This is a genomic window from Limosilactobacillus galli (assembly GCF_947381495.1).
In the GTDB taxonomy this organism is placed as follows: domain Bacteria; phylum Bacillota; class Bacilli; order Lactobacillales; family Lactobacillaceae; genus Limosilactobacillus; species Limosilactobacillus galli.
In genome coordinates this window covers 1-210 of record NZ_CANCWK010000157.1, presented here as the reverse complement: position 1 = coordinate 210, position 210 = coordinate 1, and the positions used below count along the sequence as shown (strand labels likewise).

General features: G+C 44.3%; 1 protein-coding gene. It reads left to right on the top strand.

Annotated features, from left to right (window positions below):
- Positions 1 to 210, top strand: a 210-nt coding sequence (locus QOS10_RS09700) for a transposase (protein WP_283595223.1), incomplete at both ends; no start/stop codon positions are given.

The following is a 210-nucleotide window of genomic DNA, read 5'->3' as shown; positions in this document are numbered from 1 at the left end:
TGATCATTTCCACGTCGTCGTTCAGGCCTACCGGGCACTTCAAAGTGTCCGGCTTAAGGTCATGAAAGAATACGGGGCAAATACGCATGAATACCGTGCTTTAAAGCATTTTTGGAAGTTATTAATGGCTAAGGAAGGGCAGTTAGATTATCTGCACTACTATTCACGCCGTAACTTTGAGCATGCTCGTTTGTCCAATCAAGAAGTCGT